Here is a 25,824-nt window from a genome sequence, read left to right on the forward strand (position 1 = left end):
ATCAGAAAATAAATCCTTTTTTTTAGCCATTATGTCTGTCGTATATTGTGCTAATATGCAATTAAAACGATTTATCTATTAATTTTATCTGTATTAATTACAATATAATGAGATTAGGGAAGAAGTGTCCCGGTTGTATGATTCCCATAATCATGAAATTAAAAAGTAGAGATCAGGAGGTTATTAACTGAAATCTTATAAGTAATCTTTAATTAAATATTTCTCCTGTAATTTTTATGGAAGACAAGGGGAAAGGTAATGCCATTTGATGGAAACAGATAACTAAACCTATTCGGTCAGCTTTGTGCATACGGAAATGAAATACAGAATTCTGTCCCTTTTCCCAATTCACTTTTGAGTTCCAGAAATCCGCCGTTCTCCCGGATAAATTCTTTACATAACATCAGGCCAAGACTGTTCCCCGCTTCATTTGCTGTCCCGTTGGTGCTTTTATTTAAAGGCTCAAAGATTTTCTCCTGAAATTCTTTGGCAATGCCAATCCCATTGTCTTTGATGGTGAGGGTATTGAATCCTTCTTTTTGGTTGAAAGCAGCAAGAACTTCTATTTTTCCACCTGCATGTGTATACTTAATCGCATTGGTGATCAGGTTCCTGATGACAAAGTCTACATAGGTAATATCTGCATACATCAGGATTTCTGCCGGTGTTTCATCAGTAAGCTGCAACGATTTTTCTATGGCAGTTGTCCGGTACAATGAAATGTTTTTTTGTATAAGTTCCTTGGCATTGAATGTCGTCTTGTTCAGGTTTGCACCTTTGATATGCAGTTTTCCCCAGGCCAGTAATTTCTCCAGGATGTCTAGTGTACCTTCGGTCTGCTCTTTTAATTGCGGAACAATTTGTTGTACATCTTGATTTGAAAGGGTCTTTGTCTCGTATAAGTCCAGCATGTTGACAATGTTGATGAGCGGCGATTTGAGGTCATGACCAATGATGGAAAATAACCTGTCTTTGTAATTGTTTAATTTGTCGAGTTGGTTTTTTTGCTGCAGGAGACCGTGATTTAATTGTTTCGTTCTGGTATAAAAGAAAATAATGATGATCAGAATCAATGTGATTGCCGAGGAGATCAATAGTATGGCTTTCCTTGAGGATTCGATTTGTTCATTTTTCAGCTGTAAGCGCTGGATCTTCAATTTCTCGTTAATCAGATCGAAGTTTGCCTGTAAACCGGCGATTTCTTTGGATTTTTTTATGGTGAACAGGCTGTCTTTTAATTGTATTTGTGCTTCCAGTGTTTCCGTTACCTTGCGGTAGTTACCTGTCCCTTTATGAAGGTCGACCATACTTTCGTAAATATCGAGTCTCATATGGGGTAGCTTAACTGTTTGAGCGATCACTAAGGCTTGTTCAAGCAGCCTGGCACTGCTGTCAGGTTGTGCGGTACTGATTATGGAGGCGAGGTTTACCAGCGCCCTTGCTTCCTGTTCAGGCAATTTCCTGTTCCGGCTTAGGGCTAAAACCTGTTTTTGATATTTCATGGCGGTTGCCAAGTCGCCCTGTTCCTGGTAGACATTGCCAATATTGATCAGCGATAGTAACCTGAGTTCTGTATATTCATGTGCTGCACTTAATTTCAATGCCCTCAGGAAATACTGAAGGGCGGTATTGAGGTCATTTTTTAACGCATAGGCTGTCCCTATGTTATTCAGCAATGACCCTGCAGTAGATGGTGGTGTCAGCGCATTGCTGAGGCGAAGTCCCCTTTGGTAGTATTCCAGGGCTTTATCCGGATTGTTGGTATGCTGCAGTTCTAAACGCCCGATTTTAATATGCGACTCTATCATTCCAATGGTATCATGCCTGCGCTGATTGATGGCCAATGCCGCAAGAAAATGGGTAGTGGCTTCTTTGTTCATCCCCTGTGAGGCGGCAGTGATGCCAAGTCCGTTTTCTGCAGCGGTAATCCCCCGCAGGTCTTTTAACTTTTTAAAGAGGTTCAGGGCAAGGAGGTAATGTTTCTTGGCCAGATCCATCTGCCCACTTTTTGAATAACTCCTTGCGATGGAAGCATTCATTGAAGCGATGCCTTTTGGATAGTTGATACGTTCTGCCAGGGCCAGGCCTTTTGTATTGTAGAACTGCGCTGAATCAGGATCAGGGATACAGTAATAGTTGGCCAGCTTATAGTAAGCCAGAACCCTTATGCTGTCTTGTGTGGCCTTTTTTAGTTCCGATAGTATCGCAGGTAAAGGAGATTGAGCAAAAGCATAGCCTGACATTGTCAGACAACATGCAACCAGGTTAATAACTTTCATTCGTAGAAGATTCTATGTAACGAAGGTTAATATATGAATATAAGCACACTATTCTATCGGCAGAACAGTTTTAAACATAAAGGTTGTATGATCTTGTTGTAGGGAAAAAAATACTGAATTGTTAAATTATTGTACCACTAGTGTTGAATTTTGATTTATTAATTGTTTTAAAAGTTGAATGCATGTGGGTTTAATTTGAATGGAGCTGTAAAATTTTATCCCTGTGTCCTGGTATTTTTCATGAGTTGAATTCCGATTTCGTCATTTTAGGCCTGATAATTATTGAAATGCTCTGGAGTCTGATAAATATATTTCCGCTTTCCATCCGGTTTTTTCATGAGTAGCCCCATGTTGATTAATTTTTTGAGGTTGAAATAGATGGAGCAGTAGGAGATGAGATATCCTGAAGCACGTATATCAAACCATAGTGTTTCTGCATCTGCAGCTTTTTTTGTTTTCTGCAGATGTTTAAGGATAAGGGTATCTATTGGAGGGATTGATGATTTGTTCTGATTCATGATTCCGACATTTAAATGAATTATTTTAGGTAACTATACCGATTAGGGACAACCTTATTTTATTCTGTCTTTGAGTTCTTCACTCGCCGTTTTGCGGTCATTCCGCTCAACGCCGGTGTTTCCAAACCGGTAGCTGAAGGAGAGCATAAAAGAACGGCTATCCGGATTTCTACGGGTATAGGAGGAGATGTTCTGGTAGATCATTTCCTGGCGCAGGCGATATCCCTGGAAGATGTCGTTGACCATCAGCTTAATCGTCGCCTTGCCCTTCATGGTTTCTTTTTGCAGACCGGCGGAGACCAGGCTGTAGGCTTTGGTGGTGGTGGTTCCGGAAACTTCCCCTGAGCTGTAATAACCACTGAGTTCTGCCTTCCAGCTATCGGAAAGGATGAAGTTGTTCTGGGAGTTAAAGGTAAGCGTACTGGAAGAATTGGTCTCCGAAGAGGCCGTCGCACTTTGGTCAATTTTGAAACGGTTATGGTAGAGGTTTAAGAACTGGCTCCCTGTCCACCATTTGGTGATATTTGTGGAGGCAGTAAAGCTAATCCCATAATTGGTAAAGCTCCCCAGGTTGTCTGGCCTTTCAAAAGTTATATTTTCATTCCCTTGCTGTGCGATTTTCTCACCGATCACAGCAGAGGTGTGGTTGTAACTGAGGGAGGTAAAGTACCTGGATGTATAACTGTAGCCTAATTCCAGTGCATTGACCATGGAAGGATTTAAGTAGGGATTCCCTTCATAATAGGAAGAGGGGTCGTTATACACCCGGAAAGGATTCAGGTCCCAGTAACTCGGTCGCTGGATTCTGCGGCTGTAACCTGCTTTTACTTTATGGGTTTCCCCAAAATTACGGGTGAGGAAAACACTGGGGAAGAAGCCGAAGTAATCCCGTTTGAATAAGGAGTCTGTGGTAACCTGATGGCCTTCCGTTGCAGTGTATTCTACCCTTAAACCTGCCTGCAGACTGTATTTTTCCCATTCTTTGTGGAAGTTGAGGTAAGCTGCCTGGATGTGTTCCTTATAGATAAACTGATTGCTATTTCCGGCATCGTTTACATAGAGTTGATGCTGCAGGGTATCGTATTGAAGGTCATTTTCTGTCCGCACATAACTCCCTTTCCATCCGGCATCCAGTTTTGTTTGCTTTCCCAGTGGTTTACTGTAGTCTATTTTTGCGGTATAAATATCGTTGCTGGATGGAATTTTTATCACCCTGCTGCCTGGTTCACGCAAATCGGCACCCTGACTGTTCTGATAACGGGTATCCAGTTGCTGGTCCATGTTGGAAAAATGAGAAAAGTAGTCGGCATCAAACTTGATTTCGTGTCCTTCTTTGTCGAATTGGTGTACATAATTTACATTGTACAGGAAATCTCTCCAGTTTTCCCAGCCCTGAATTTTTGTGAGGGCATTCCAAAGGATGGCACTGGTATTTTTATCGGTCAGGCTGTTTAAGGTGGTCTGATTCGCAGGGTATTTCCCAATGGCTCCATTCACCAGGAAGCCTACCGTATTTTTATCGTCAAGTTGCAGGTCGGCCCCTGCACGGAAATTATGTGAGCGGAGTTTAGCGGTTTCGTCCATTTGCTGGAAGGAACGTTGTTGGAGGATACCGCCTGTATTTTGGGGGATATCATAGAAATTGCGTTCCGTTTTTACGGAGCTTTCAATGTTTTGGTTATTGGAATTATAGGTGCCATACAGGCTAAGTCTGTTGCTGCGGTAGTTTAGGCTGGTTCCTGCCCCATAGCGGAATCCGCGGCCAAAGCCGGTATTGGTAGTGATTGCCCCATTAAAACCGGTGAGGCTGTTCTTTTTGAGGATGATGTTGACAATTCCACCACTGCCTGCGGCATCGTAATTTGCTGCAGGATTGGCAATAATCTCAATGCGCGAGATGGAGGAGGAACTGGTTCCCCTAAGCAAGTTGGCCAGCTGGTCGCCGGACAGGTAGGTCTGTTTCCCATTGATCATGACCAGCGTTCCGGTCCTGCCTTTTAAAGAAACGGCGCCACTTTCGGTAATGGTTACCCCCGGAGCTTTGGCCAGCAGTTCCATAGCGGTATTGCCTTCGGCAAGGATGCTCTTTTCTACGTTCATGATGGTGCGGTCGAGTGTTTGCTCTATAAGTGGACGCTGGCCTTTTACCGTGACGGTGCCTAGTAAATTACTGTTTGCCTGTAGGTAAATTTCCCCGAATTGATGGTGCTGTGCAGTAGGGTGGATGGCGATCACTTCAGTATAATAATCCTGGTACCCCATGTAACTGATTTTGATCACATACTTCCCGTTGGGTATCCCACTGAAGGAAAAGTTTCCAAGTGTATCGGTCATTGCGGCATGTGATTTTACCGAGTCCGCATGCCGCAATACGGTTACAGAGGCATAGGGGATAGTTTGCGCATGTTCATCCAGGATCTTACCGCTGATAGATTTTTGTGCAAAAAGAGAAATAGAGAGGAGGCAGAGGATCAGCGTGCTGTATAATTTTGTCATTTGTTCTTATGAAGCTTTTGCGGATAACCTATCTTTTTTGATTGATAGGACTGAGCTTTCATAAGGATATTATCATGAACATCATTTTACCCCCTATGTTATTTAGAATATTTTTAAATAAATAAGATGGGATACCATATGGCCAGGAATTTTCAGGCCATGGATCAGCTATTGTAAAACTGGATGTTGGTTGGCTTTCGGTTAGAGATTAAAGCTCTGTCTCATGTTTAAGGCCAAGGCTGGAGGAATGTCAACCATACTTTGCTTGTCAATCAGGACCAGTTCATCGTGATTGGCACTGAAATAACCCAACAGGTACGATTTTCCTTTGCGGATACACATTTTTCTGGTGCTGCTGTCTTTCTGGTTCCGGTCTGTACTGACCTCAATATACTGGTCTTCATTTGCCGTATTGCTCAACATGAGCGCACCGGAAAAATGAACATCTATCATTGCATTCTTTTCTGTTTTGAGGCTGACTTCACTGTTTTTGGCTAGCTGAATGGCTAAACCATTGAAATGGCTTTCTACGGCATGGAGACTGTTATTGTATTTGAACACCTGCGTTTGCTGTGGGCTGCCCTGGTGCCGGACTGCAAAAAAGGAGAAGTAGCCCAGGCAGCATAGGCTGGCGGCTATCGCTATTCCGCTAAGCCAGTTTTTACGTTTCCTGCTTTCTTCATATTTCAGGTTTTGCTGGTTTATTTTTTGCCAGGTACGGTGTTTTATCGCCAGCTCCATTTGTGGTAAAACTGGTAATTCTTCCTCATTGATACTTTCTTCCGTATCACTGCCACTAAGCCAGCTGAGATAAAGCTCCCATTCTGAGTCTGATGCATTCCCCGATAAACACTTTTTTAATAATTCCGGATCCATGACTTTTTAATTATACATTATCACCACACTGTTTTTTCCCCTATACCTCAGCTTTACGTACGCGGATATCTTTTCAAACCGTTACGGATGAAATTAAGCGCCTTGGTCAGCTGATTCTCTACTGTTTTTTCTGAAATCAGCAGGTTTCCTGCAATTTCCCTGTTATTTAATCCTTTTGTACGGCTGAGCTGGTAAACATCCTTACATCTGTCTGGCAGCAAATTGACCAGCTTGTCTACATCCTCCTGTAAGAAGTTGTATAAGACCTGCTTTTCGGTCAGGTTGTTGGAAGTCGCCTGCCTTTGCTTGAATTCGTCAATTTTCTTCGTTCTCCGTACTTCATCACTGTAAATTCTGGCAATACGGAAACGTACTGCCCTGACCAGGTAGTTCTCCACCGTATCTTCAAAAAGCAGCAAGGTATCCTTACGCTGCCATAAAGAAGTGAATAACTCCTGTACCACTTCTTCCGCCTGAAAACTATCGCCCAGGTACTTTAAAGCGATATGGTATAGTTTTTTCCAATAAAATTCATAAAGCTCAAAAAAAGTCTGCTCATCAATCTTTAATTGATTTTCGGAATGATATGTGGATTCTTTAGACAATATGAGGATAAGGCTGAGCGGCAAATATAACTTTATTTATAATGAATACAAATTGTAGGGTGTTTTAAGGACAGGGACCGCAAGGTGTTATCGATGAAATCACCTTCCCCGTCGCTTTTTTATCGGTGTAGGTATATTATTCCAAATGGATTGATTTCCGTTATCTACCTTCAAATCGTTTTACAAGCTAATTCATAGTAGGTTAGCTTGTTGATCACACACATCATCGGTGCTCACCGTGAATGTTTAGGTAAATAAATAGTTAATATTAAAGTCGGTAGGTGTGGATGCAGTACCGACTTTAATGATTTAAAAGAGACTGAACATGTTATAAGTTCATGAACGCTTCATTGGTCAGAATAGATTCTGATTGTATGGGCTCCAGGCTTTTCAGGTCAATCATTTCAAATGTACGTATATCTACATAGTCTGCAAACTCAGGACTGGTATTTAAAATTATTCCACCCAACAGAAAGACCCTGTTGCAGGTGAATTCTTCCGCCGTTTTCTTGATCAGGTAATGTATCTGTTTGTCAATACACTGATAGGCTACTTCTGTGATTTCCTTGTGGGGAAGGTCAGCTGCCAGGATCTGCTGTTTAAAGGGCATCATGGTACGTTCAAGCAGTGTTTGCTGGTAGTCAAATTCATAACTGCTGGGGATATAAATTTCGTCAGTGGCTTTTAGGCGCTCTAGTGCAAGCATTAATGCCCCACAGCTATTGGTGAGGTGTTGTTGGCCAGGCCTGCGCATTTTACCCAATATGCCCTCATCAGTAATTCCGATATGGGGGCCGTAGAAGATGAAGGCATCACCTCCATCGGGGATATGGTGCCCATAAGCAACCATGCCGGTAAATCCGGAAAATGGTAATCCGCCTAAACCGCCCATGGCAAAGGGCCTGGTCAGTACCTTCCGGAAATTGGTAGAGATGTTGATGTCATCACAGCAAAGAGAAGTAGCAAAAAGTACCTTCTTTAAGTCGCAATTATATTCATTTTCTAAAAATGTGAGGTACTTTTCTGTAGTTTCAGAACCATTTGTAGCATTCGGGTAGTGATTCAGGATTAAACGTGTAATTTCTTCCATGGATGTGCTCTTAAATATAGCGTTTATAAAATACTCCTGATAAAGACGGGCCAAGATAGCCATATCTTTTCAGATTGGACCCATGATGTATTTTTGCGAGCCGGAATGCCATTGATGAGTTGTTCTTTTTTACCATACAGCCGTATCCACTGTTGATTTGTTTTTTGAAAAATGTAAATTTGCCATTGCTTTTACTAAAACGTTTAAGTAAATCCTAATTCCAATCATCTGATGACCGAACAGCCAACCCTTGACCTGCCTTTTCAGCCGATGCTGAGTGAAGAACCCATTCAGGTGGTACGGTTGAACAGTTTTTATGAAGAATCATCATTCGCGCCACACCGGCATAGTTTTTACATGTGTTATTGTACGACGAAAGGGACAGGGGAACACCGCATTGATTTCAGGAATTATCCGATGCAACCCGGAAGTGTCTTTTTCCTGCACAAGAACCAGGTACACCAGATGATCGCTTATCCTGAAGATGGCTGGATGATTTTATTTAACCAAAAGATATTTCAGGATTTCTTAACTCAAAATCCCCAAATGGAACAATGGGGATTATTTGATTATTTCAGCAGATCACCCATGGTACAGCTGACAGCGGAACTGCTGCGTACTTTTTCTGCCGTCATTGCACTGTTGTACCAGGAAGTATATGATACACGTGGTACCATGCCGGTGATCCAGCATTACCTGGCCATCCTTTTACTCTATGCGGGCACACAATCACAGCAGGTAAACCAGGGGAAACAGGATTCTGTAGAAACAGCCATGATGCGCAAATTAAAAATACTGATCGGCCAGAAGTATAAAAGTAAAAGAGAGACTTCCTTTTACAGTGAAAAACTGGGCATTTCTTCCCGTAGATTGAATGAAATCACTATGGAAACAATGGGTAAGCTGGTTTCAGAGCTGGTTGCTGACAGGCTGTTGAGTGAAGGGGAAGCCCTGCTGGGAACTACAGGTAAGTCGGTCAAGGAAATCAGTTACCATCTGGGCTTTGCCGACCAGGCACATTTTGCCTATTTTTTTAAGAAGGCAAAGGGGCAGAGTCCAAGCCAGTTTCGTGAGGAATTTCTGCGATTTTAGCAAGAAGCGCAAATTCATTATGATGGTTTAGACGGATGATATGCAGTTTTACAGCTGTATGTTGAAGATCAAAATTATAAAAGCCATTTCCCTGGGTATATTGAGTGCGCTGTTCCTTTCCTCTGGTATTATTGTGAATAGTCTGAATGCTTATCATGGCGGAAGCTGGGCATGGACTGCAAGTTTGCGCTATCTTTTATTACTTCCTGTGCTGATTGTCCTGGTATTGCTGAGAGGGAACCTGTCTGACTTAATCCGCTCTTTTAAGAAAATTCCCGTTACCTTTTTACTCTGGGGAAACCTGGGCTTCGGCGGGTACTATGCGCTGCTTTCCTATGCCATAAGGATTGCCCCGGGCTGGCTGGTGACCGCTGGATTTATGACTACTGTACTTGCCGGCATCCTTATTGCCCCTTTTATTTATGATGACCACAGAGCGAAGATTTCTAAAAAGGCCTTGACCTTGTCTTCTTTTCTGGTGATTAGTCTGGTAACGATGCAATTTGACCATATCGCTAAACTGGAACATCTTCCCGAGCTGTTGCTGAGCCTCGGTATGGCGCTTCTTGCGGCCTTTTTATGGCCTCTTGGAAACCGTAAACTGATGCTTGATCTGGAACGTAAAGAGATTAAACTTGATCCTATGCAACGGGTGCTGGGAATGACAGTGGGTAGCCTGCCGATATTGATCGCACTTTCCCTATATGGTTTTTATACCTCTGGTGCCCCTTCGTCACTACAGCTGAAGTCGTCTTTTATAGCCGTCCTGTTTTCCGGGGTGGTCGGGAGTACCCTATTCTTTAAAGCCTTGCAAATGGTAAGTAAAAATCAGTTCGCCCTGATGACGGTAGAAGCTACCCAGGTTACCGGTGTCCTTTTTACCCTATTTGGTGAAATGATCTTTAAAGGAACACCATGGCCTGGTTTTTACGGGAACCTCGGTTTTGCCATGATGGCCCTGTCCCTGGGTTGTTACAGTTGGTTATCTATCAAAAAGACGGGTGCCTCAGCGGTAAAAAATACTGTAGCACTGGGCATATAGCCCTTCCTGTTTCTCAGTATTTCACAATTTATACAAATAAATACCCAGCAGGAGGAATCCGCATAATCTTTGATTTTTTGATCCTATTTTTAGGTAAATGTGATTTTTTTCCAACATTTATTTGCCTGAACATGAAGATTCTGTTTTTTACTTCCCCCATTGAAGATTATTTAGCCGATGCGGTGCTACACGGACTACGGATGTTGTATGGTAAAGATGTCGTCGACTATCCCAAATGTGAGATCTTATATAAAAATTGTCCGCAGCAGACACTCAGGCAGGTGAGGGGTTGCGGATTTACCTTATATTCAGGTTTACTGGATGATATGGATATAGACCGGTTTAAGCTGGAGGAGAAAATCAGAGATAATTATTTTGACTTGATTATTTTTGGGGATATACAGCGTGAATTTGGACTTTTTATACAATTCAGGCCTTGGCTAAACTTTAATCGTACGCTAATCCTTGATGGATTTGATACCACACAGCCCTATCCGGCCAGAGGGTTTTGGTGGCGCAGGCCCTACTTTTGGTTTCTTCCCGCAGCACACCGGAACTTTCTGTATTTTAAAAGAGAATGGACACCGGACACACACTTTACCCTGTGGAGACGGATGCTGCCGGCTTCCTGGCGTGCCCTGCTTCCGCAGCATAAGAATGTCAGAAGCATCAGCTACAGTATACCCAGGGAAAAGATTGTGACCCATCTGCCGAAAAAAATAAAGGAATTTCCTAAACATATTGTAGATCCTGAGGTGGCCTCAAAGGTACCAGGTTCGCTTATTGACTATGCTTTCCAGTCTGAAGCAGCCTATTATAAAGATCTGCAGGAGTCACGTTTTGGAATTACCACCATGCGTGCTGGTTGGGATTGTCTCAGGCATTATGAGATCGCAGCTAATGGGACGGTGCTTTGTTTTAAAGATCTGGATAAAAAACCTGAAAGCTGTGCCCCGCATGGATTGACGGATGGTGTAAATTGTATTTCGTACCATAACTTTGATGATTTAAAGCGGAAAATAGAGGTTTTAACTGAAGATCAGTATAAACTTCTCCAACGAAATACCCTTCAATGGATCAGGACTTCCACAACGACTAGAAGGGTAAGACAATTGCTCCGGGAGTTCCAGCAATCTACCCGGGCGGAATTCCATGATTCTAAAACTTGAAGTCATGCGTACGGTGAAAAAACGCGGTCTACCATGATTGATGATAGACCGCATTTTTATTAGGGCTTGATGTCAACATACGGATCATCGGTTCTTTTGTATTTATACTCCAGGTCCTCTTTGAAACGTTTTGCCTTGTCTGCCCATTCAGGAGCTTTATCTTGTAAGTCGTCAACAATAGATCTTCCGTTGACATCTTTTTTTGTCACATATTTAATCGCACCATATACTGCGGCACCAATTAATGCTGTTTTGAGTAATCCCATAGCTTTTAAGTGTTTATCTATCTATTCAACACCTTACCTGCAAAAATGTTCGGAAAACCATGCAGATTTTTAAAAAGCATTTTTGTGGCCTGTCAGGACCTGGACAGTGGTGAAGAAGATGATGCGGATATCCAGAAGCACAGACCAGTTTTGTAAATACCAGATGTCATGGTGAATCCGTTGCTGCATGGCATCCAGTTCTTTGGTTTCTCCCCTGTATCCATTGATCTGTGCCCAGCCCGTGATGCCCGGTTTAAGGGAATGCCTTAACATATAGTTGTCTATGGTATAGCGGTATTGCTCCGTATGTTTCACCATATGCGGGCGAGGGCCTACTACACTCATGCTACCGAGCAATACATTTATAAATTGTGGAAATTCATCCAGGCTGGTTTTACGGAGGAAGTTCCCTAAGCGGGTGATCCTTTCATCGTTCCTGCTGGCCTGCCGGTGATGTGAATCGTCATTTATTCTCATGCTCCGGAATTTATAACACCAGAAGCCTTCATTGTTTTTTCCGCTTCTCAGTTGTCTGAAAATAACCGGTCCTTTACTTTCCAGTTTAATGAGTAAGGCAAGGAGCGGACAAAGCCAGCTGAAGATAAATAGCAGTATAAACAGGCTGAACAGAATGTCAAATACACGTTTGATGTACCGGTTATAAACTTCATCCTGTGGGGATGGGATGCTAAATACCATGGCTTCTTTCACCAGGTTATTCATCTCATCAGCCCTGGCAGAAATCAGGGAATGTAAAAGTTCGGTTTTTTCGATCTTCAGTGAAGAAGGGTTAACGCCTTCGGACGTTTGGCGGGGACTTTTAGGTTCAGGCAAGGCCATAGGAAATAGATTAGGTGATGGATATAAAATGGACAGCTGGGATGGCTCCTGAAAAAATTGCTATTCCTGAACAAGGGCATTGGAAACGATCAGGTTTGGCAAGCTTACAGGTTCATGGAGCTGCTGCATCAGGTTACCCAGGATCTGATGTTTGTTCAGGGAACGTTCTGCATAGTTCCTGCCATTGATATGCCGCTCAGTATGGTCGTTCGTACAGCAATCCAGTATGGCATCAAGAAGAAGCTGGTCATTCTCACACGCGATCACGACGCCCATTTTGTTTTCAAGGATCTCCATATGAAGGGTACTTCCGGGTTCTGCAGTAACCAAAGCGAGTCCTCCTGAAGCCCAGATGGCAGTAAGTTTAGAGGGCATCATCAGGTCGCACGCATTTTTCTTTTGGAGAACGAGGTGTACATCTGTCATATTCAATAATTGATTGAACTTGTCTAGGGGCTGGGTAGGAAGAAAGGAGATGTTCAGCAACTTATTTTCCTTGGCCAGTTGTTCCAGCTTTTGTTTATATGGGCCATTTCCGCAGATCACAAATTTGATAAAATGGTGTTTTTCCAGTGTTTTAGCGATCGTAATCAAACTTTCCAATCCCTGTTTTTCTCCTACGCTTCCAGAATACAGTACCACCTTATCGCTTTCCTGGAATCCCCATTCTTTCTTCAGGTGCTGTCTTGGCCACAGCGGATAAAATAGGTTGGTATCTACCCAATTGGGGAAAAGGAGCACTGCCTTTTTTGTTTTTGCTGATATTTTTTTCAGCATGCCCAGAGAGATGGTACTCACCACATCAGCATGTGAGATGATCAGCTGCTCTAAAGCGAATAGCAAACTAAATACCTGTTTTACCTTGATGACTTTAAGGTCCCTGGCTGCCTCTATCTGCAGGTCGTGGATATGGTAAATGATCTTTCCACCTTTAAAGAAACGATAAAGCATAGCCAGAAATCCAAGGTGAAATGGGGGAGCCATGCAAAAAATATGCGTATGCCGGGGCTTGAAGAGGAGGTAGATGGTCATCAAAAGGGCAGACAACCAAAAGCTGGCATCATGCAAGATCCTTCTGAGGGCGCTGGGCTTTTCAGGAATATACAAAGGGCACCTGTAAAGGTTCAGCATCCCATTTCTCAGGACCTCTTTTTTATAGAAATTTCCGCTGTAAGGGGATTGTATTTTCCAGTTGGGATAGTAGGGAAAAGAGGTTAAAACAGTACATTGGTAGCCCTGGTCTACCAGCCAGTGTGCCATTTCTCCGGTATACTTTCCTATACCGGTTAGTTCTGGTGCGAAGTTGATCCCCATCATCAGAATTTTTTTAGAAGTAGAATTTTTAGGTTTCATATTTGGCGTTTTTTGAATTGTAGACAAACAGATTTCTGGTCTGGCAACAGAAAAGCTGCCAGACTGGGCCGGAAAATGAAAGGGTGTCGGACTGAAAATGAGGAAAGAAGGCAATTGATGTGAAGTGATTCATTGCCTGGCTGGAGAGGAGTATCGGGAGCACTAATTGACAAGGCCGGCGGGGGTACGTTTTTAGGGTTGTATCAGCTCACTGGTTTTCATCTTAAAATGTTCGACCTGCTCAATTCTCAGTTGGTCTACCAACCTTCCCTCAGGTAAAATCACATCATCATAGGTAAGTATCTGGTCTTTAGGAATGTCATGTTTAAGGATACAATTTTCTGCTATGCCCAGGGGGAGCAGGTTTTCCAGTTGTACGATGTCTGCGTTTTCACATAAGCCATAAGTCATATAATGGCCTATGCCATCAATGGCAGTACCTGCTTTTAAGTCAGTTTTTGCTGCGGCAACCACTTCTACATAAGGTCTGCCAAGGGGAGTCAATGCCGCATCCTTAAACAATACCGCACGGGCAACGGTTGTTGGTACTTCAAGGTGGCAAAGGTGATAGGGGGTATAAAAAAGATAAAAAGGCCCTTCTCCTAATTTGTACAGGTTGAGATAATGCTGCTGCAGGGGATGGCTGGTTGTACCCAGGACAAAAACGCCGGGGCCAGGCTCCGCACCAACAATATAATCCACTATTCCGGGGCCTTCTTTAAGGAGTTCTTCTGCATCAAACAGCTGGATGGCATCTTTCAGCGCAGTGCCTGAAATTTCTACGGTCGGTCCGGCCATACCGCGTTTGCTGACGCGCATACCCGTGCCATTGGCAATAATGGCCTGTTCAAAGGAAATTTTGCTTCCATCTGCGAAAGAAGCGACCATAGCGGCTTTCTGTCCCCATTTTTTTGCGAAGCTTTCCTGTGTGCTGGGATTGCGGTATGGGTCATGTAATCCTTTCATGTTGCCGCATAGTACGGGCTTTAAACCGATTGACTTGACAAAACGGTATAGGTTCATGGTGACCCCAGGCTGGTCACCATCGGCATTGGTGATCACGACGCCGGCTTTGTCCGCATGGTATTTCAGAATGGGGCCAATGGTACCGTCGAGTTCAGCATTCATTAAAATCACATGTTTACCATTTTCTATCGCACACATGGCTACATGTGCACTAAATTCAATTGCTCCGGTTACTTCTATGATGGCATCAATTCCTTCTGCCTCGCACAATAACATGGCATTGGAAGTTATACTGTACCGGTCGTCCCTGATATTGCTTTCCAGTTGTGACGTAAAGGATACTTCGGATGTTTCTGTAATGCCTGCCTCCAGGTAGGCCTGCCTGGCTTTATCGGGGTGATGGTTTGAAATGGCCACCAGTTTCATGCCCGGCGTGAATTTACAGATCTGTAAAGCAATGGCCCGTCCCATAAATCCGGCGCCAACAAGGGCTACTTTTATAGGAGTGTTTTTCTCTTCCAGTTTGGATAATGCGGTATCTACTATAATCATGGTCGTAAGTATTGAGATGAAAGGATCGTTAAGTTGTGTCTGGGGATTCAGACAGCGATATTGTTTTTGAAAAGAAGGTGATGCTGATCTTTTTCAGAGATAATTTGTGGTTGGATGGGCCAATTTATGCTAAATGCCGGATCGTCCCAGCGGAAACCCTGCTCGGTTTGGGGGGTGTAAAACTGGGTGACCTGGTAAGTGACATCCGACTCGTCTTCCAGCGTGATAAAACCATGGGCGAATCCTTCAGGGACATACAACATCCGATAATTATCGGCGGTAAGCTCTGCACCGATCCATTGTTTATAGGTTTCTGATGCAGGCCTTAAATCTACAATGACATCATAAATCGCTCCGCGGGTACAACGTACCAGCTTTGTTTCTTCAAAGGGGGCATTTTGTGTATGCAATCCCCTGAGGGTTCCTTTTTTTTTGTTGTAACTCACATTGGTCTGGACGATATTGGTGTTGAGTCCATATTCTTCAAATTCGTTTGTACAGTAGGAACGGCCAAAAAATCCGCGGTTGTCTGCAATACGGGCAACGTCGATGACATAGGCACCTTTTAATTTTGTTTCAGTAAAAATCATAAGAGAGGGATTAAAGGGGATTGATATAGGATTCTGTTAGTTTATAATTCCATTCCAGATTGGCATTGATGAAGTTGTTCCGTTGCAGACTGGAGAGTACTTGCAGCCGCATGAAATAGGAATTTCTGAAATCGTTGTTCTTGAAACCCATTTCTATCAGCCCGTTGGCCAGATCCAGGATAGTCTGGGTAAGATTGTACCTGGGTTGGTGGTCTGGTGCAATAGTGGCATACAGGCTAAAGTCTACACTATAAGAACGTTTGTCTGGTACAGCATCTTTATTCAAAGTCAGAGAGGTGCCTGGTATTGCCTTTTGTACTGCCGCAGCGATTTCATGTACCTGGTAATTCCAATCGTTGCTGCCCACATTTACAGCGAGGAAACTATTGCCTGCCGGGGCTTCCCGTTTGACGGCCCATTCAATGGCAAGGGCCATATCCTGGACATTGATGAGCGGGCGCCATGGACTGCCATCACTCAGGATATTGATATTTCCATCGGTAATGGCACCTGCGACAAAATCGTTGAGAACCAGATCCAGGCGCAAACGGTCGCTCATGCCACAGGCGGTCGCGAAGCGGAGGCAGGTAACCGTAAAATGCTCATCTGCCAAAGGCTGGAGGTCCTGTTCGGTTAAAACCTTAGAATGGGCATAAGCTGTTAAGGGATTCAATACAGAGGTTTCTGTCTTGGCAGTTCCATCGGCGGCACCATACATACTGCAGCTGGAAGCAAAGACAAATGTTTTTGCACCTGCCTGTTTGGCCAGTTTGGCAATTTTTATACTTGATTTATAGTTGACCTCCAGGGTGATATCCTCATATTCTTTACCCATAGGATCGTTACTTATGGCAGCGAGGTGTACCACGGCATCTACTCCGATCAAGTCTTCAAAAGTGATTGTCCTGACATCCCCAAATAGCTGGACATCCAGTTTACTTTCAGGCAATACAGTTGCATTGGTTAAAAAAGCGGCGAAGTAGGCCATATCAAAACCTATCAGCAGTGCTTCGGGGAATGCCTCACGCAATTGCGCAACCACACCGGGACCTACATATCCCATGTTTCCGGTAATTAAAATTTTCATAAGTATAATATTTTTTTAAAGGTGATGAAACGAGCATAAGCGTTTTTCATGAGCTCTTATTGTTTTTCATTTGTATTCAAGAACTCGCAGGCTCAGTTTTCATTGCTGTTTGTAAGTGGGGAGCTTATGATGGTTTCATGAGTATTATATTTGTTTTTCTCAAGTTCTTCTCTATGCCATGGCGCTTTTCCTGCTTTCCAGAGCTCATCCAGTACGACTTTATCTCTCAGGGTATCCATAGGCTGCCAGAAACCGGTATGCCTGTAGGCGGAAAGTTCAGCAGCTTTAGCCAGGTTCTCCATGGGCTGGCGTTCCCATATCGTCTGGTCACCATCGATATAGTCCAATACCTGTGGCTCTAAAACAAAAAATCCCCCGTTAATCCATGGCATTTCTACACCTTCCGGTTTTTCCTGGAAATGACTGATTTTTGTATCCTCGGCACCAAGGTTAAAGGCACCGAACCTGCCGGGTTGCTGCACTGCCGTTACCGTAGCAAGTGTACCCTGCAACCGATGAAAACCGATGAGTTCTCCCACATTGATATCGCTTAATCCATCTCCATAGGTTAAACAAAAGGTTTCATTGTTGATATAATCCTTTACCCGTTTGATGCGTCCACCCGTTAAAGTGTTAAATCCGGTATCTACCAGTGTCACCTTCCAGGGTTCACTTGAGCTTTTATGTACCTCCATCTCATTTTGGCCCATATCAAACGTGACATCAGCATTGTTCAGGAAATAGTTGGCAAAGTATTCTTTAATGACATGGCCTTTATAACCACAACAAATGATGAAATCATTAACGCCATAAAAGGAATAGATGTTCATAATATGCCATAGGATTGGTTTACCACCGATTTCTACCATTGGCTTTGGTTTAACTCCGCTTTCTTCGCTGATCCTGGTTCCAAGACCCCCTGCAAGTATTACTGCTTTCATAAGGTGTTTTTTAAGTGTATGAATGGTATAAATTGATCTCTTTAGTGTGTTCGTAAACGCCTCAACTCCCTGTTGGCCATTTTCCTGGCCATGGAATAGGTGAGGCGCTGCCGCCTGTTCAGGAAGACAAAGGACCAGCCATAAGAAAGCTGTTTCCATTTGGGCAGAAGGATGGCAGATTTACTGAAAAGCACATTCCGGAGGTAATCAAACTTTCCCCGTATCGCCAGCAACAGTGCATTACGGTAATGAAAGGAGCATATTTCAAGACTGAAATATTCCATGAGTTTTTTGCGGTTATATCGTTTTGATAATTTTTCAATTATTTTTGTATAAATGGAAAGGTGCTGTAGGAACAGTTCTCCTTTTAAACCGAGATAATTTGAGGCTACTTTTTCATGTCTCCTCACGTAGATGATGTGTTCCCGCTGTATGCCAATACTATACAGCCGTGCCGCCCTGCTCCAAAATTCAAAATCGCCTGCAAAGGGATAATCCCCGTCAAAATATCCTGTGGCAGCAACAATTTCCGTCCGTAAACATACATTGGAGAGATTGCCGGGGAAATTACCGAAAATGAAAAACCAGATGTCAGCCTCAGCCCTCTTGATGATTGCAGGGATGACTTCCCTTTCCAGGTTGATAATGCGTTGTTCTGACGGGTTGATGTGTCGGTAGCAGACGAAACCGATATCCGGGGATGCATTTTTCCAATAGTTTACCAATGTTGAAAGTGTTGCCGGGGAAATAAAATAATCATCAGCACACAGGATCTGGCTGATGGGAGCCTGTGCTTTTGAAAAAAGGAAATTGATATTTCCGATAATCCCAAGATTTTCCTCCTGCTCAAATACCCTTATTCTCTTATCTTTTAAGGAACGCAGGTATTCACGTGTCCCGTCAGTGGAGCCATTGTCGCTTACAATCAGCTCCCATGCCCCGTAGGTCTGGGCGCGTACGGAATCTACGCACTCTTTCAGGTAGGGCAAGCCATTCCATACCGGGGTAAGAATAGAAATCTTTGGTTTTATGTTCATATAGGAGAATTTTGCCTGTTTTTTAACTGTGGATTTTCCTGTTGCGGATAAATAGCGCCGGATTTCCCCCATAGATCTTCCAGCTTTCAAGATCTTTTACCGCAACAGCATTTACCGTAAGAACGGAATGTGACTTGCAGGTCACTCCGGGGCATACGACTGATCTGGCACCGATCCATACGCCGTCTTCCAACGTGATTTTCCCCAACCGGTAGGGAAAGTCTGTACGTGTGTAATCATGGTTGCCCGTGAGTAACAGGGCAGCCTGGGAGAGACAGACATGGTGGCCGATATGGACATCTTCCAGATTATCTATCCATACCGATTCACCAATCCAGCAATGATTGCCCAGGGTCAAACGCCATGGATTCTTTATCCTTACATTTGTTTTGATGACCAATCCCTTGCCACCCTTGGTACCAAACATGCGCAAGAGGCCAAGTTTTAAGGCATAAGGCCAGGGAATAGCATTGTGGAAAAAGATGCAGCTACAGGTGTACCACAGGCTCCTTTTCAGCAATGGTGCATTTTTGTAATCGCCGGTTTTAAAAGCAGAAAGATCTGTTTGTAAGTGTTCGGTTGCTTCCATTTCAGAGGAGGTGAATAGGAGTTTTACAGGATAGGGTTGCCCCCATGAGCTATGCGTTGGCCTTACTCGCTCTTTATAGCATTCAATAACCTGTGTGTGGCTGCCATCGGGGAGAAGTTCCTGTTAAACGAATCCAGGGCCTGCTGTCCCATGAGTGCCTGGCTTTCCGCGGAAAAATGTTGCCAGGTATCCAATAACCTGGTTACCCCCTCAATGGTATTGTCTTCGACACAGCAAGCCCCATCTTTTGCAATTTCGCGCCATATATTTACCTGGTTTGAAATCAGTACAGGGCGGCCGCAGGAGAGGGCTTCCACTACGGCAATTCCAAAATTTTCCTGGTGGCTGGGCAGTATAAAGGCTTCACAGCCATAAAAAGCACCCCATTTGGTAGAACCTGAAAGCATACCTGGTAAAAAAATGTTTTCTTTTAACACTGCGTTTTCTTCAATCAGCCGTTTAATCTTATACCCGTAAGGACTGTCAATTCCGGGGCCTGCGATAACCAGCTTGGGCAGGGAAGTTGCCGGCTGAATGGCGGTAGCTTCGGAGGTCCTGTTTTCAAGTAAAGCGGAATAGGCTTTTACCAATAATTCAACTCCTTTTTTTTCATGAATCCTGCTTAAGAAAAGAAAGTAAGCTGAACCGTTCAGGCCCGGACATTTCTTCCTGAAGGCTTCGGTCAGTGCTGCCTTATCAAATGGGGCAGGATCTACACCTAGTCCGACCACAAGCTTTCCTTTAGGCTGGTAACCTTTGAAAGTCCCATTGGCCAATACCAATTCCTCCTCGCAGGTGAACAGTAGTCCATCCGCTTTATTAACCAGGTGCTGTTCAATCCATCTCCAGTAAAGCGCATTTCTGATGGCCTTCAACCGGCGTTCAGGGGCTTTTTGAAAATAGGGGTCGAGCATGCCATGCGGCATTATGTATAGGCGTGGAATTGAGGGGGAACCGCTGGACTGCAGCATCTTTTTCATCGCTTTCCTAAGTCCGTAGCCATTGTATTGCCATAGTCCATGTAAGATCACCACGTCAAAGCGGCCTAAATTTTTCAGCAGCCAGTCTAAAAAGTTAGCGTTATACCTCCATGGCCCCCGGGCTTTTCCAAGAGCGTGTACCCTAAACAAATCGTGGACAGAGAACTGGTCTTCCGGATGGTCAAAACATACGGCCTCGTTGTGTACTTGCATTTTCAGCAGACCTCTGACCATCGTTCGCACCGCCTGGCAAACACCTCCTTGCCTTGAATCCATTGATGGGACGATATGTAGGATTTTCATTGTCTTGCCAGTTTATGGTTGATGAGCTCTTCTATCTGGGCCACAGCATTTTTGTGGTGGAATTTTTCACATACTGTTTTATAATTCCTTTCAATCAGCTCCTGATAAGGTTCAGGGTTGGCGAGGATCTCCTGTATCTGTCCCAGGGGATCAGTCCAGTCTACCTCTACTACCGGATTATAGTCAAACAGGTAGGCTGCATCGTCGGGTGAGGCGCCAATAATCAGGCATTTGGATGCCATTGCCTGAAGGTAACGGATGGTGAGGGTAGACACATTTCCGGCAAGTGCAGGATGGGTTATGGACCGGGGAAAGCAAATACAAAGCTGTGCATTGGCCAATCCACTGATAAATTCCTTCCAGGTTGGGAACTGAAGATGGCTCCGCAATCCATGTACAGCTACATCGTGTTGCTGATTTCTTTCCTGGTAAGCATATTCTATATGGTGTTGTACACATCCAGCTGCAATGGCATCGTGGTAAGTCAGCCAGGAACGGCCAAAAGACAGGATGTTTGTACGGCGTTCATGCCAGGGTTTAAATTCGTATTCATCAGTATTGATGGTTTCCGGAACCCAGTGGACTTCACAACCGGGGATATCCAGTTGCTGGAAATGGGCTGTTGCCTGTCGGCTGGAAAGTAATAAGAGGTTGATTCCGCTTTTACGGACAAGATTTTCAAAAGGTATATAAACGGGTTGCCATACATCATAGGTCCACAACACCTTTAGGTCGTATTTTATACTGAAATAGGGAAAATTCTTGGCATAAAGATATAAGGGATAAGGCAGGCCGAGGCTTAATACCGCACCTGGTTTTTTAAAGTGCCGGAGAAGCGGATGTAATAAGGCATGAATGAGGGTATACATCCTGGAAGAAATACTCCGCGGTGAAAAAAGAACCGGACCTTTTCTGGTTCTCCAGTTACTGTTTCCAGAACAAAACTGCTCGAACTGTTGTAAAAGCTCCAGGTCCGGGCTCCCCTTTCGAATTTTTGAAGTAATGAGTGTAATCATATGATTTTTCCTTTTTCAGCTGGATGGTGGGGTTTCGGTGATGGCGCGATAAATATTTTCAATCTGGTCCAGCGCATGTTTTGAATTGAATCTTCTGGCATTATGGATGGAGGCATTCACGACTTGCTTCCGTTCCGCATGTGATAAACCAATCACCTTTTGTAGCATTTTTGCCCCTTCAGCTGCCCATGTTTCTTTATTCTTGGCATTGCGGCGCGGGATAAAGAATCCTGCGGCTCCAGCCACCTCGGTCATGGGGGCTTCATTGGTGGTGATCACAGGGCAGCCTATTGCCATGGCTTCTGCTATTGGCCAGCCAAATCCTTCTGCTAAAGAAGGAAAGAGGAGTACGGTGGCACCAGCATAGGCGTAACGTACATATTCATCAGATAAATTACAGATGGCATGGATATCTTTCTCAAAGGCGGATTGTTCAATGGCCTGTGCTAATGAACTGGAGGGAGGGGGACCGATCAGTAACAGGGGCAGCTTTATTTTTTCCATCGATCGCCATGCATTATAAATATCAACTACGCCTTCCCTGTTTTTATACCATTGGTTCCCTCCGATATGCAGGCAATACCCCTTGTCTAGGTTTGCTGCGGTTTTATTCTTCAGTAATGCCCTGGCCCGGTCTGCAGGAAGGGGTACATAGGTTTCATCCAGCCCGTTATAAACAACTGAAGAGGACAAAGGCATCTGCGGAAGCAGCTCTTCCAGGTCATTTCTTGTTTTATTGGAGATACAGATAAAATGTTTGCCTTTACGGTATCCGTTACGGATGAAGCGTTGGTATTTCTTTCCTGTCCAACTTGTTTTACACTCCTCAATTTTGTCCATGGCAGATAGCTGGGAAAGAAAATCATGGCAGTGGATCACATGGTGTTTATTTGCTACCAGCGGAACCCATGGCCCCTGTGCCTGATCAGTAAATACATACAGGGTATCTTTACTGCATGTTCTCAGGAGCTTTTTTACTGTTGCAGGGAAGAGCAGGTATTGGTCAATATAGCCCATCCATTTTTTCATCGTGCCTTTGAAGGGAAGAAGAAAAAACCGGGAGCGTGGCGACCATATTTTTACCTTATGCCCCCTTTTGGCCATTCCTTCGGCAAGCATGTTCGTAAAGCGCGGCATACTGGAAAACTCAGGTCTTTTCTGTGTCCCGAAAAAATCTGCATTGGAGAAGAATACAATATTCATGTTTGGTGTTGGTAGGAGGAATGCGCTCAGTCCACCAATTTTTAGTGATCTTTAATTTTCAGTAATTGTCAATTCCCTGAGCAAGGCAGCCGCAGTTGCATCGATGGAGTAGTTTTCCAGCTCCTGTTTTGCCCAGTCAAATTCCCTGTGATATTTGGCTAAGTCGGTTACCTTTTCAGCCAGCGCTGCAGCATCACCTTCAGGGAAGACCCTGAAACGTTCCCAGGAGGAAAAATCTGAACTGCAGCCAACAGCATCACTGACCACCACACTGCAACCCGCCTGCATGGCTTCATTGGCCACCAGTCCCCAGGTTTCTCCCATTCTTCTTGAGGGCAGGACAAGCACATCCATCGTGAGGTAATGGGGGACAAGCTTTGACTGATTGACAAAGCCTGTGAAATGGGTTTTTATTCCATACTTCCTGTACGCCTCTGCAGCCTTGCTTTCTAATGTTGGCTGTAAGGCTCCTGACCCCATAAAATAAAGGTGTATCCGCTTTTTAAGCTCTGTAGGCAGGAATGCCAACATATCAAAAAGTATCTCCGGATTTTTCTTGGGGATAAACTTTCCTGAAAAGCCGATCACCACAGCGGTGAGGTCAATGCCGGCGAACAGCCTTGCCCTCGCACGGATAAGGTTCTTTTGTGCTGCGGTCATGTCAATGAAAAGATCTTTGGTCCCATAATAAGCTGGCTTAAGCCTGACCGGGGAGATCTGGTGCCGTATATAATGCATCTTATTCAATTTCCCGATATAAAATATTTTGTTCAGGGCACGATAGGCGATACTATAGACCAGTAACCTGTAGATTTCTTTGAGTTTCGATCGCTTCAGCGCATAATCCTGTGTCTCACAGCGCAGCCAAACAGGGATGCCCGATTTCCGCGCCGTGAGATAGGCGACCAGGTCAAATTTATAATTTAAGCCAGTGAGTAATACGGCAGAAGGATTTATTTTGTTGATGACAGCTTTTACCCCTTCACCGGTAAGAGAACCCCAGTTGGATAGGGGAGCTCCCTTCTCACAGTTAAGGATAGAATACGGATACCCTTTTAACATGGGAATATCCCAGCCGATGGTAATTCCGAATTCATTGTCAGCATGGCCAACTACAGAACAGTCTGAAGCATATACGACATGTACCGATCCGGGGTGGAGTTCTTCCATTTTTTGCCATATCGGTACCCTGTACTGTACGGGGTGGGTGTCAAATACTAAAAGCTTGGGAGTCATTGTCAATAGATTGAGGATTAAAACTTATGGATGAAATTGCTCAGGAGCCTGCTGACCTGGTAAATGGCAAAATAGAGCAGGATAATCTGGAGATACCCCCTGATCAAAAAGGCTATAATTCCTGAAACACTTTCAATAGGGAGGAATTGAAAAATTGCCGTCAGCGTTAATAGTCCGGCTACACTGAAGACCATTTTATATTCCGTATGCCCATGATAGCGTATGGTTCCGGTAATCAGGCACAGTTTATCAAATAGCAGGAATACAGGAACCATTGAAATGCCGAAAATAAGGAGGTACCACCATCCGAATGCTGCCATGCCGGTACCGGCGAAATGCCCTGTACGGTAACCACCGAAGGCAAGGGAACCGGCTCCGGCAAGGTGATAAATGTAGTCGCCAAAAGAACTGGAGTAGACTTCGTCTTTATTCACATCCGGATTAGCCAGCTTTAATATCGGGCCGGGAAGTGCACCCCACATATAATCAATGGAATATCTCAGCATCTCCGGATTTTTCTCCCCTACTTTTTCCGCTTGTACCAGGCTGGCATCATTAAATTTGATATTGGCAAACCTGGCGGTAAAAATATTGTCCAGGTACCGTTCATCCCAGTTCCCTTCTGCATTTTTATCCGCAAGCCTGCGCATGGCGATTCCATTTTTATCCTGAAAAGCGTTCCAGGTAAGTTCAATCAGTTCCGCTTTGGTGATGTCTGCACGCTGGCTCCTGACAATGACCATGGCAGTTCCAAGGTCGGCCAGGGGACCTGTGACTATCCAGAACACGGTGGCTGCGATAGCGATGTTTTTAAAAGCTATTTTTGGGAGTTCAAATATCTGTAATAACATCCCCAGGCCATAGGCAAAAGCAATGGAAGTAAATCCGATCATAAAAGCTCCCCGGCTATTTCTTGCCATGCTGATGATAAAAAGGGCCAATGTCCACAAGGTCAGCAGTAGTACCAGTTTTTTAGCCTTGGTTTCTTTACCCCCGAATATGGATTTAACAGGGATGAAATAGGGCGCGTAGGCGAAAGGCAGCAGCGATTGTATCGCTTTATCACTTGCATTTCCTGATACCTGGGTCGCAATGTCGGTGGAGACAAAGAACACATAAATGTTGGCCATTAACCCTAAACCTCCTATCAGCCATAGTTGTAAATCGTCGGGTGGAGTAAAAAATCCATAGCGGTAAAGGTAGGAACTTGGCCTTTTGGTCTGCTGCGGAAATAGCCTGTAGATCTTATGTGCCATGACCAGCACCATCAGTGCCGCCAGGGAATGGAAAAAAACTTCATAGGGTAACTCTAAATTGAAGACCACAGGTTTAAATTCCAGTGAAGTGAAAAGCAAGGGAAAATAAAATTGTGTTGCAGTGAACCCGATGACCAGAAAAGTTGAAAGCGGATAATTCCTGAGCGTCTTTTCATTCATAAAGAAAAAGCTGAGGATGAGCCAGGCGATCATTACACAAATGATGGACACAAAATTGGGGATACTCCAGAAAAAGAAACACTGAAAAGCAGCAGTGGCCATCAATAAAATCCATGACCAGGAATTGACTTCTGCAATGATATGGGTATTCTTCCGGAGCTTGACATAAATAACTTTCTTGTCAGCAGTATGCCAGGCAAGCTCAGGTAAGTTTTTACCCGTTTGCATGAGTGATGGTGAAACATGGGAACTCATATCAGAA

At 44.1% G+C, this 25,824-nt stretch carries 23 protein-coding genes; 3 read left to right on the forward strand and 20 right to left on the reverse strand.

The genetic code is table 11. The features are described 5' to 3' along the window. Window positions 1–296: 296 nt before the first annotated feature. From ACSBL2_RS06580 to ACSBL2_RS06605, 6 genes are all read right to left on the reverse strand, one after another. Window positions 297–2,279: a tetratricopeptide repeat protein gene (locus tag ACSBL2_RS06580; RefSeq protein WP_442590881.1), complete on the reverse strand. Its 1,983-nt coding sequence runs from the start codon at window positions 2,277–2,279 to the stop codon at window positions 297–299. A gap of 266 nt (window positions 2,280–2,545) precedes the next feature. After that, a complete protein-coding gene (locus ACSBL2_RS06585; protein WP_442590882.1) occupies window positions 2,546–2,797 on the reverse strand; it encodes a hypothetical protein in 252 nt (83 codons plus the stop codon). Between the two features lie 54 nt (window positions 2,798–2,851). After that, window positions 2,852–5,293 (reverse strand): TonB-dependent receptor domain-containing protein, encoded by a 2,442-nt coding sequence (locus ACSBL2_RS06590; RefSeq protein ID WP_442590883.1) that lies wholly within the window; start codon window positions 5,291–5,293, stop codon window positions 2,852–2,854. A gap of 201 nt (window positions 5,294–5,494) precedes the next feature. Continuing rightward, window positions 5,495–6,169, reverse strand: a complete 675-nt coding sequence (locus tag ACSBL2_RS06595; protein ID WP_442590884.1) for a hypothetical protein — start codon at window positions 6,167–6,169, stop codon at window positions 5,495–5,497. A 53-nt stretch (window positions 6,170–6,222) separates the two neighbouring features. Beyond that, window positions 6,223–6,774 (reverse strand): RNA polymerase sigma-70 factor, encoded by a 552-nt coding sequence (locus ACSBL2_RS06600; protein WP_442590885.1) that lies wholly within the window; start codon window positions 6,772–6,774, stop codon window positions 6,223–6,225. Window positions 6,775–7,102: 328 nt separating this feature from the next. Beyond that, on the reverse strand, window positions 7,103–7,864 hold the full coding sequence (locus ACSBL2_RS06605; protein ID WP_442590886.1) for a hypothetical protein: 762 nt from the start codon (window positions 7,862–7,864) through the stop codon (window positions 7,103–7,105). A gap of 231 nt (window positions 7,865–8,095) precedes the next feature. On the opposite strand from ACSBL2_RS06605, the gene ACSBL2_RS06610 reads away from it, so the two are divergent. The 3 genes from ACSBL2_RS06610 to ACSBL2_RS06620 all read left to right on the forward strand — a co-directional run bounded on the left by ACSBL2_RS06610 (window position 8,096) and on the right by ACSBL2_RS06620 (window position 11,167). Beyond that, complete coding sequence (locus ACSBL2_RS06610; protein WP_442590887.1) at window positions 8,096–8,956, forward strand: helix-turn-helix domain-containing protein; 861 nt, start codon at window positions 8,096–8,098, stop codon at window positions 8,954–8,956. 58 nt (window positions 8,957–9,014) lie between these two features. Further along, window positions 9,015–9,998, forward strand: coding sequence for a multidrug resistance efflux transporter family protein (locus ACSBL2_RS06615; RefSeq protein WP_442590888.1), 984 nt, complete (start codon window positions 9,015–9,017; stop codon window positions 9,996–9,998). A gap of 131 nt (window positions 9,999–10,129) precedes the next feature. Further along, window positions 10,130–11,167: a hypothetical protein gene (locus ACSBL2_RS06620; protein WP_442590889.1), complete on the forward strand. Its 1,038-nt coding sequence runs from the start codon at window positions 10,130–10,132 to the stop codon at window positions 11,165–11,167. A 59-nt stretch (window positions 11,168–11,226) separates the two neighbouring features. On the opposite strand, the gene ACSBL2_RS06625 is transcribed toward ACSBL2_RS06620, so the two are convergent. The 14 genes from ACSBL2_RS06625 to ACSBL2_RS06690 all read right to left on the reverse strand — a co-directional run bounded on the left by ACSBL2_RS06625 (window position 11,227) and on the right by ACSBL2_RS06690 (window position 25,817). Continuing rightward, the gene (locus ACSBL2_RS06625) at window positions 11,227–11,433 is read right to left on the reverse strand and encodes a YtxH domain-containing protein (RefSeq protein WP_442590890.1); all 207 of its coding nucleotides are present in this window, start codon (window positions 11,431–11,433) and stop codon (window positions 11,227–11,229) included. 69 nt (window positions 11,434–11,502) lie between these two features. Then, entirely contained in the window at window positions 11,503–12,273 is a 771-nt protein-coding gene (locus tag ACSBL2_RS06630) for an exopolysaccharide biosynthesis polyprenyl glycosylphosphotransferase (RefSeq protein ID WP_442590891.1), read from the reverse strand. Between the two features lie 60 nt (window positions 12,274–12,333). After that, entirely contained in the window at window positions 12,334–13,626 is a 1,293-nt protein-coding gene (locus tag ACSBL2_RS06635; protein WP_442590892.1) for a WcaI family glycosyltransferase, read from the reverse strand. A gap of 192 nt (window positions 13,627–13,818) precedes the next feature. Next, a complete protein-coding gene (locus tag ACSBL2_RS06640; RefSeq protein WP_442590893.1) occupies window positions 13,819–15,144 on the reverse strand; it encodes an NAD(P)H-dependent oxidoreductase in 1,326 nt (441 codons plus the stop codon). Between the two features lie 47 nt (window positions 15,145–15,191). Then, window positions 15,192–15,734: a dTDP-4-dehydrorhamnose 3,5-epimerase gene (rfbC, locus tag ACSBL2_RS06645; protein ID WP_442590894.1), complete on the reverse strand. Its 543-nt coding sequence runs from the start codon at window positions 15,732–15,734 to the stop codon at window positions 15,192–15,194. Window positions 15,735–15,744: 10 nt separating this feature from the next. Further along, window positions 15,745–16,821, reverse strand: coding sequence for an NAD-dependent epimerase/dehydratase family protein (locus tag ACSBL2_RS06650; RefSeq protein ID WP_442590895.1), 1,077 nt, complete (start codon window positions 16,819–16,821; stop codon window positions 15,745–15,747). 92 nt (window positions 16,822–16,913) lie between these two features. After that, window positions 16,914–17,762, reverse strand: a complete 849-nt coding sequence (gene rfbF, locus ACSBL2_RS06655; protein ID WP_442590896.1) for a glucose-1-phosphate cytidylyltransferase — start codon at window positions 17,760–17,762, stop codon at window positions 16,914–16,916. Window positions 17,763–17,803: 41 nt separating this feature from the next. Further along, window positions 17,804–18,799, reverse strand: coding sequence for a glycosyltransferase family 2 protein (locus ACSBL2_RS06660; RefSeq protein ID WP_442590897.1), 996 nt, complete (start codon window positions 18,797–18,799; stop codon window positions 17,804–17,806). 22 nt (window positions 18,800–18,821) lie between these two features. Next, window positions 18,822–19,388, reverse strand: a complete 567-nt coding sequence (locus ACSBL2_RS06665; RefSeq protein ID WP_442590898.1) for a WcaF family extracellular polysaccharide biosynthesis acetyltransferase — start codon at window positions 19,386–19,388, stop codon at window positions 18,822–18,824. Window positions 19,389–19,450: 62 nt separating this feature from the next. Next, entirely contained in the window at window positions 19,451–20,671 is a 1,221-nt protein-coding gene (locus ACSBL2_RS06670; RefSeq protein WP_442590899.1) for a glycosyltransferase, read from the reverse strand. After that, window positions 20,668–21,687 (reverse strand): glycosyltransferase, encoded by a 1,020-nt coding sequence (locus ACSBL2_RS06675; protein ID WP_442590900.1) that lies wholly within the window; start codon window positions 21,685–21,687, stop codon window positions 20,668–20,670. The genes ACSBL2_RS06670 and ACSBL2_RS06675 overlap by 4 nt, the downstream gene beginning before the upstream one ends. A 15-nt stretch (window positions 21,688–21,702) precedes the next feature. After that, window positions 21,703–22,890: a glycosyltransferase gene (locus tag ACSBL2_RS06680; protein WP_442590901.1), complete on the reverse strand. Its 1,188-nt coding sequence runs from the start codon at window positions 22,888–22,890 to the stop codon at window positions 21,703–21,705. Between the two features lie 51 nt (window positions 22,891–22,941). Next, a complete protein-coding gene (locus ACSBL2_RS06685; RefSeq protein ID WP_442590902.1) occupies window positions 22,942–24,060 on the reverse strand; it encodes a glycosyltransferase family 4 protein in 1,119 nt (372 codons plus the stop codon). Window positions 24,061–24,143: 83 nt separating this feature from the next. Continuing rightward, a complete protein-coding gene (locus ACSBL2_RS06690) occupies window positions 24,144–25,817 on the reverse strand; it encodes a hypothetical protein (RefSeq protein ID WP_442590903.1) in 1,674 nt (557 codons plus the stop codon). Between the last annotated feature and the right edge of the window lie 7 nt (window positions 25,818–25,824).

This window comes from Pedobacter sp. AW31-3R (assembly GCF_052180285.1).
Lineage (GTDB): Bacteria > Bacteroidota > Bacteroidia > Sphingobacteriales > Sphingobacteriaceae > Pedobacter.

Excerpts from the sequence above, each read along its gene's own strand:
- ACSBL2_RS06670 (WP_442590899.1), bottom strand. The coding sequence starts at position 20,671 with ATGAAAATCCTACATATCGTCCCATCAATGGATTCAAGGCAAGGAGGT.
- rfbF (WP_442590896.1), bottom strand. The coding sequence starts at position 17,762 with ATGAAAGCAGTAATACTTGCAGGGGGTCTTGGAACCAGGATCAGCGAA.
- ACSBL2_RS06605 (WP_442590886.1), bottom strand. The coding sequence starts at position 7,864 with ATGGAAGAAATTACACGTTTAATCCTGAATCACTACCCGAATGCTACA.
- rfbC (WP_442590894.1), bottom strand. The coding sequence starts at position 15,734 with ATGATTTTTACTGAAACAAAATTAAAAGGTGCCTATGTCATCGACGTT.
- ACSBL2_RS06595 (WP_442590884.1), bottom strand. The coding sequence starts at position 6,169 with ATGGATCCGGAATTATTAAAAAAGTGTTTATCGGGGAATGCATCAGAC.
- ACSBL2_RS06640 (WP_442590893.1), bottom strand. The coding sequence starts at position 15,144 with ATGATTATAGTAGATACCGCATTATCCAAACTGGAAGAGAAAAACACT.
- ACSBL2_RS06685 (WP_442590902.1), bottom strand. The coding sequence starts at position 24,060 with ATGGAAGAACTCCACCCCGGATCGGTACATGTCGTATATGCTTCAGAC.
- ACSBL2_RS06630 (WP_442590891.1), bottom strand. The coding sequence starts at position 12,273 with ATGGCCTTGCCTGAACCTAAAAGTCCCCGCCAAACGTCCGAAGGCGTT.
- ACSBL2_RS06615 (WP_442590888.1), top strand. The coding sequence starts at position 9,015 with ATGTTGAAGATCAAAATTATAAAAGCCATTTCCCTGGGTATATTGAGT.
- ACSBL2_RS06580 (WP_442590881.1), bottom strand. The coding sequence starts at position 2,279 with ATGAAAGTTATTAACCTGGTTGCATGTTGTCTGACAATGTCAGGCTAT.
- ACSBL2_RS06610 (WP_442590887.1), top strand. The coding sequence starts at position 8,096 with ATGACCGAACAGCCAACCCTTGACCTGCCTTTTCAGCCGATGCTGAGT.
- ACSBL2_RS06660 (WP_442590897.1), bottom strand. The coding sequence starts at position 18,799 with ATGAACATAAAACCAAAGATTTCTATTCTTACCCCGGTATGGAATGGC.
- ACSBL2_RS06625 (WP_442590890.1), bottom strand. The coding sequence starts at position 11,433 with ATGGGATTACTCAAAACAGCATTAATTGGTGCCGCAGTATATGGTGCG.
- ACSBL2_RS06690 (WP_442590903.1), bottom strand. The coding sequence starts at position 25,817 with ATGAGTTCCCATGTTTCACCATCACTCATGCAAACGGGTAAAAACTTA.
- ACSBL2_RS06665 (WP_442590898.1), bottom strand. The coding sequence starts at position 19,388 with ATGGAAGCAACCGAACACTTACAAACAGATCTTTCTGCTTTTAAAACC.
- ACSBL2_RS06675 (WP_442590900.1), bottom strand. The coding sequence starts at position 21,687 with ATGATTACACTCATTACTTCAAAAATTCGAAAGGGGAGCCCGGACCTG.
- ACSBL2_RS06620 (WP_442590889.1), top strand. The coding sequence starts at position 10,130 with ATGAAGATTCTGTTTTTTACTTCCCCCATTGAAGATTATTTAGCCGAT.
- ACSBL2_RS06590 (WP_442590883.1), bottom strand. The coding sequence starts at position 5,293 with ATGACAAAATTATACAGCACGCTGATCCTCTGCCTCCTCTCTATTTCT.
- ACSBL2_RS06650 (WP_442590895.1), bottom strand. The coding sequence starts at position 16,821 with ATGAAAATTTTAATTACCGGAAACATGGGATATGTAGGTCCCGGTGTG.
- ACSBL2_RS06635 (WP_442590892.1), bottom strand. The coding sequence starts at position 13,626 with ATGAAACCTAAAAATTCTACTTCTAAAAAAATTCTGATGATGGGGATC.
- ACSBL2_RS06585 (WP_442590882.1), bottom strand. The coding sequence starts at position 2,797 with ATGAATCAGAACAAATCATCAATCCCTCCAATAGATACCCTTATCCTT.
- ACSBL2_RS06680 (WP_442590901.1), bottom strand. The coding sequence starts at position 22,890 with ATGAATATTGTATTCTTCTCCAATGCAGATTTTTTCGGGACACAGAAA.